At 43.3% G+C, this 2711-nt stretch carries 3 protein-coding genes; 2 read left to right on the plus strand and 1 reads right to left on the minus strand.

The window, feature by feature from the left end:
* Both CAG68_RS20010 and CAG68_RS20015 read left to right on the plus strand, forming a co-directional pair.
* Positions 1-588, plus strand: a 588-nt coding sequence (locus CAG68_RS20010; RefSeq protein ID WP_237667907.1) for a hypothetical protein, incomplete at its 5' end; no start/stop codon positions are given.
* Between the two features lie 136 nt (positions 589-724).
* Positions 725-1354: a DsbA family protein gene (locus tag CAG68_RS20015; RefSeq protein ID WP_053304219.1), complete on the plus strand. Its 630-nt coding sequence runs from the start codon at positions 725-727 to the stop codon at positions 1352-1354.
* A gap of 78 nt (positions 1355-1432) precedes the next feature.
* Here CAG68_RS20015 and CAG68_RS20020 read toward each other — a convergent pair whose 3' ends face one another.
* The gene (locus CAG68_RS20020) at positions 1433-2710 is read right to left on the minus strand and encodes a Na+/H+ antiporter NhaC family protein (RefSeq protein WP_054701632.1); all 1278 of its coding nucleotides are present in this window, start codon (positions 2708-2710) and stop codon (positions 1433-1435) included.
* Between the last annotated feature and the right edge of the window lies 1 nt (position 2711).

A 2711-nucleotide genomic window follows, 5' to 3' on the forward strand; every position in this document is an offset into this window, starting at 1 on the left:
GTTGATAGATTAATGACGGTTTATAAAATTTTCGACTGTCACAATGAATATAAAATCGTGAGCACTACGCCTAGTTCTGTAGCTAGGCAGTTAGGTGACATTGATTTAATAGAAAAAATCGTTGTGCAGCCATTAGAAAACTTTTCTTTCAAAAGTATATGGGGTGAAGTAGATATTGAGTTTGAAGATGTTCTCAAGAAAGACTCATTACTTCCTGATATCAGTTTATGGTTACGGGTTTTCTTAGTGCTTTCCCCTAAAGCTTATGCATCTTTAAAAGAGCCATTGAGCAAAGTAGGCGAGTTCTTATCGATTCGTTATAAAGGAGAGGAATGGTACCTGTATACACCGTTGGAGTATGGGCAAGAAGATGAAGATAAGTGCGTCCAAAAAATTGAATATGGCAGCTTAGCAGGTGTAGAGGTGTTAGTATTTAATGAAAGCGACGTTGCAGAAAAGGTTGTTTTCAAGTCAAAGATGCTAGGAGCGAGCTTTCTGTATTGTACTGAACATTTTAAGAGTTTGTGCGAACAAAATGAGCTAGGTGGGCTAGAGTTCTCAGCTGACAGACTTGTTTATCTAACCTAAGATCTACAATGAAACTTAACACGCCTCGTATAGACTGGCTTTAGAGCGAATTATTAAGATAAAGCAGTTTTTCAACTTATGAGACTGTATAATTACTCCGAGATTTTGAAATGATTTTAAAGGTTTAATTATTAAAGTGGATATAAAGCTTTACTACGTGCATGACCCAATGTGCAGTTGGTGTTGGGGTTACAAACCAACGCTGGATAAACTAAAACAGCAACTGCCAGGTGTGATTCAATTTGAGTATGTGGTTGGTGGTCTTGCGCCAGATACTAATTTACCGATGCCGCCCGAGATGCAACAAAAACTCGAAGGTATTTGGAAGCAGATTGAGCGCCAGTTAGGCACTAAGTTTAACTACGATTTCTGGAAGCTTTGTACGCCAGTTAGAAGCACTTACCAATCTTGTCGTGCGGTTATTGCAGCGGGCTTTCAAGACTCTTATGAGCAGATGCTAGAAGCGATTCAGCATGCGTATTACTTACGTGCGATGCCTCCTCATGAAGAAGCCACTCACTTGCAACTAGCGAGAGAAATTGGCTTGAATGTTCAGCAATTCAAGAATGACATGGATGGCTCTTTCTTAGAGGGTGTGTTCGAAGATCAATTGAGCCTTGCAAAGAGCCTAGGTGTGAACTCTTACCCTAGCTTGGTTCTTAAAATTAACGACGCTTATTTTCCGATTGCCATCGATTACCTGTCGACAGAACCAACCTTGAAGCTGATTCGTGAGCGTATTATTGACAATATGCCAGCGCAATAACCACAGTTATGAATAACAAAAAGCCGCTCATTGAGCGGCTTTTTCGTAACTAAATGTATATCCATCCAAACGATAGTATTAAAGCACCATTGCTGCAATCCAACCAAAGATGATTAGAGGGATATTGTAATGGATAAAGGTTGGAACGACTGTTTCCCAAATGTGCTCATGTTGACCGTCGGCATTTAGACCAGATGTAGGGCCTAATGTAGAGTCAGAAGCTGGAGAGCCTGCATCACCTAACGCAGCCGCAGTACCTACCAGTGCAATCGTTGCCATCGGCGAGAAGCCGAATGCTAGCGCAAGAGGCACATAGATAGTTGCAAGGATTGGAATCGTAGAGAACGATGAACCAATGCCCATTGTTACCAACAGACCAACGATCAGCATCAGTAGTGCAGCTAAAGGCTTATTGTCACCGATGCTGGTTGATAGCGATTGTACTAGTGTTTCAACACCGCCAGTTTGCTTCATTACTGCTGCAAAACCTGCCGCTGCAATCATGATGAAGCCAATCATTGCCATCATGTGTACACCTTTAGTGAACACGTCGTGCGTCTCTTTCCATGCAATAACGCCGCCGAAAGTAAACACCATAAAGCCAGCTAGAGCACCGATAATCATTGAACCCGTGTAAAGCTGAACACCCAATGCAGCGACAATACCAAGTGCCGCAACTAAGATGTGCTTTTTATTGATGACATGATCGGTTTCGTCAACGACAGTCAACTCAGTTTCTTTGTAGACACGCGGTTTACGATAGCTAACAAAGATAGCCAGTAATAGACCAAACAGCATGCCTGCACCTGGCAGTAACATGGCGGTTGGGACTTGGCTTGCAACCACGTTTTCCAAACCGTTGTCATGTAGGTTCTTTAATAGAATGTTGTTTAAGAAAATACCGCCGAAACCAACAGGTAAGATCATGTAAGGTGTGATCAAACCGAAGGTAAGAACACACGCGACCAAACGTCGGTCGAGCTTAAGTTTCGCGAATACGCCCAAAAGAGGTGGAATCAAAATTGGAATAAAGGCGATATGGACCGGAATTACGTTCTGAGACGACATCGTAACAAGCACTAATGCCACCAACACGGCGTACTTTAAGCCAGTAGTGGAAGCGGAGTTTTCTTTGCCATTTAAGCGCTTGATAACACTTTTGGCCAGTAGATCCGTGATGCCTGATTTCGAGATGGCAACAGCGAAAGTACCTAACATGGCGTAGCTTAGCGCGATAGTTGCACCGCCACCTAGACCACTTTCAAATGCGGCAACCGTATCCCCAAGGCTCATGCCTGCGACTAGGCCGCCTACGATGGCACTAAACGTGAGGGCAACCACCACGTTTACGCGCATC

This window comes from Vibrio sp. V42_P2S4T144 (assembly GCF_009904715.1).
Lineage (GTDB): Bacteria > Pseudomonadota > Gammaproteobacteria > Enterobacterales > Vibrionaceae > Vibrio > Vibrio alginolyticus.